The organism is Leptospira gomenensis, from assembly GCF_004770155.1.
Taxonomy (GTDB): domain Bacteria; phylum Spirochaetota; class Leptospiria; order Leptospirales; family Leptospiraceae; genus Leptospira; species Leptospira gomenensis.
Genome location: NZ_RQFA01000064.1, coordinates 1 through 2,637, shown reverse-complemented (window position 1 = coordinate 2,637; position 2,637 = coordinate 1). Strand labels below are relative to the sequence as shown.

The 2,637-nt window shown below is 40.3% G+C and carries 3 protein-coding genes and 1 pseudogene; all 4 read left to right on the top strand.

The window, feature by feature from the left end; translation table 11 throughout:
- Positions 1–612 (top strand): annotated as a pseudogene (locus EHQ17_RS14160) (RHS repeat domain-containing protein); the annotation flags it as partial.
- Between the two features lie 11 nt (positions 613–623).
- Positions 624–953 (top strand): hypothetical protein, encoded by a 330-nt coding sequence (locus EHQ17_RS14155; protein WP_135595217.1) that lies wholly within the window; start codon positions 624–626, stop codon positions 951–953.
- A gap of 74 nt (positions 954–1,027) precedes the next feature.
- Positions 1,028–1,657 carry an Imm53 family immunity protein gene (locus EHQ17_RS14150; RefSeq protein WP_135595219.1) on the top strand — a complete coding sequence of 210 codons (630 nt, stop codon included), beginning with the start codon at positions 1,028–1,030 and terminating at the stop codon, positions 1,655–1,657.
- 65 nt (positions 1,658–1,722) lie between these two features.
- On the top strand, positions 1,723–2,637 hold a 915-nt coding region (locus EHQ17_RS14145), incomplete at its 3' end, for an RHS repeat domain-containing protein (RefSeq protein WP_135736200.1).

Below are 2,637 nucleotides of genomic sequence, written 5' to 3'. Positions count from 1 at the left end.
TTTGATACGCAGGGTTGGAACCGATTCTCGTATGTGAAGGGGAATCCGATTGGGGCGAAGGATCCGACGGGGCATTTGGCTCAGCTAATTCCAATTGCTGTAAGAGTTGGACAAGGTATAGCAGCAGCCGGAATGGCTCTTTGTTCTTCCGGAACAATTAACTGTGGAGATATGATTCCAAGTAAGGCTGACAAGCCTAGAGACACTTCCGTTTCTCCAAATGATGCGAAACAGATGGAGAAGGCCGGTCTTGATCCGTTAAATACAAAAAAAGGATCTCAAAAAAGTATTGGTGATGGCGGCAATGCGGGTGTTAGTAATAAAGGGAATAATACTGGGAATGGTTCCGGTAAATCCGCCAGCCAAAATAGTATTAAGACTGATAAACGCTTTAGTAAAGAAAAACAAGCTTTAGTGGAAATGGCAAAAAAAGATAAAGAAAAAGGAATTACTAAAGACGACATGAAAGCCTATAAAGATTTAAATAAAGAATTGTCTGATCCTTTCCCAACCAATAAAGTTCGTGGACCAGAAAAACATGAAGGTCGAAATTATAAGGGTCTTCACGGACATGTAGGACCTGTTGACCATATACCTGTAAAAGATCATTAAAGAGTATTTCATTGTACACGAAATTACAAAAAATTTGGAAAGATGCTGCTGAAAATTTGAATCTTGAAGTTGAAATTCCATTTTCGATTATTCTAACAGATAATTCAAAAATAAACGCATCAATTCTTTTAAAAAATTTTGGTGCCAAAAATGGAATGTTAATTATAACGAATTATGAAGATGTTGAACAATACTTAGAAAAAATTTATGAAGCTGGTTATGGATTTTCAACATTAAGCGAACCTTCTGAAAATGAGCAGTATTCAAGAAAGGATTTTATTGAATTATTATCTGATTGGGGTTGGACTGGGGATCTCAATTTAAAACCGAAATGGCTTTAAAAGGAAAAGATATTTCCGGAGGAGTAAGATCTCCTGCTTATAGTGAAACCCCAAAAAATCCGATGTTTCAAAAAATGAAACAAGAAGATATATTCGACTGGCTCATTCAATGGTATTCCGATCAATGCGATGGAGAATGGGAGTTGGAAAACCAAATCAATATATATACCGTTAGTAATCCCGGTTGGACGTTTAAAGTCGGTTTAAAATCCACAAAATTAGGAAACTATGAAATAGACTCTGGTTTAATTGAAACGGAAGAAACGGATTGGTATCTCTATTATATCAAAGACTCAGTTTACGATGCAGGTGGAGATACCTCTAAACTTCCTACTTTAGTAGAAATATTTCGATCCATTTGGGAAGGCAAAGAATTCATATATAACCCTGAATCAGAGACTATGTTTTCCTGGCTAATACAATGGCGCGAATCACAATGTGATGGAGATTGGGAACATGAAAACGGAGTAGATATTAATAGTAAACAGAACCAGGGTTGGCAGGTAAAGATCGAGGCTAATTTCACTGAATTAGACGGTGTTGAAGTAGCTCATACTTTAAATCAGAAAGGTGAATACGACTGGTATTCTTTTTCACTAAAAGACGGAAAATTTTTAGCGGAAGGAGATCCAAAGAAGTTACCAATTATCCTGGAGAAATTTAAGGAAATTTGGATGACATATGCTGAGCCCCGCAAAGATTAAAATGCGCTCAAACCACAGAGGCGCACTATTTCACGAGCGGCAGGGATCGCAGCGGAAATACTGCAATGCAACATGCGCTTAAGAGGATCATAATATTTACGATATTACTCCATGTTGCTTTGCAGATTGAAGCGGAGAGCCCGGTTTCGGAGAAACAAAACGACACAAACAATGTACAATACAACGAAACCCTAAACTACGAAACGAGATTTCTCCGAAAGCCGCCCTACATACAAATTCCTAACCACTCGCCGCTTGAATTGTATGTGGAAGACTTCGGGTCGGACGGAATCGCAGCGAAGATCGGATTTTGTTACGACATTTCTGGAAACCGTAGGAAGAAGTCAGACTTAAATGACGGAACTCCGTTTTCCTGTCCGATGGTCCTCGCAGGAGTTCCCGCAAAGGACGTTTCTGGAAGGAACCAAACGTATTGGAGTTACGACGCATTTGGGAAACTTCGTGGAGAAAGCGACCCGGATCTGGGTGTGAGTTCCTACACCTACAACTCGTTTGGCGATCTTACCTCGAACACGAACGCGAAAGGAGTAACGACCACTTTTTCGTATGACGCAGTCGGAAGACTTCTCAGGAAGAATATCGCCGAAGGGAATATTGTATATACGTATGATTCTTTTTCTGGAAGCGAGAACGCACTCGGTAAACTCGTACGAGTGGAAGACGGGGTTCAAAACAAAACTTTTAGTTACGACAAATTAGGAAGGGTCAAAAAAGAAATTCGCACGATCCTGGCCACGTCGGTCGGCAATCCTCTTCCAAGTGAAACTGGGGGACCGTATATTACGGAAACCAAATACGATTTGCTGGGTCGTGTGACTCGAATCGATTATCCGGAACATCCGATTTCACACGGAAGGATGAGAGCTTGCTACGAATACGGAAGCGCAGGATATATCGAAGGGATATCTGTTCAAGTGAATACGAACGGAATCCTACCGGGCTATTGTAACAAGGACATC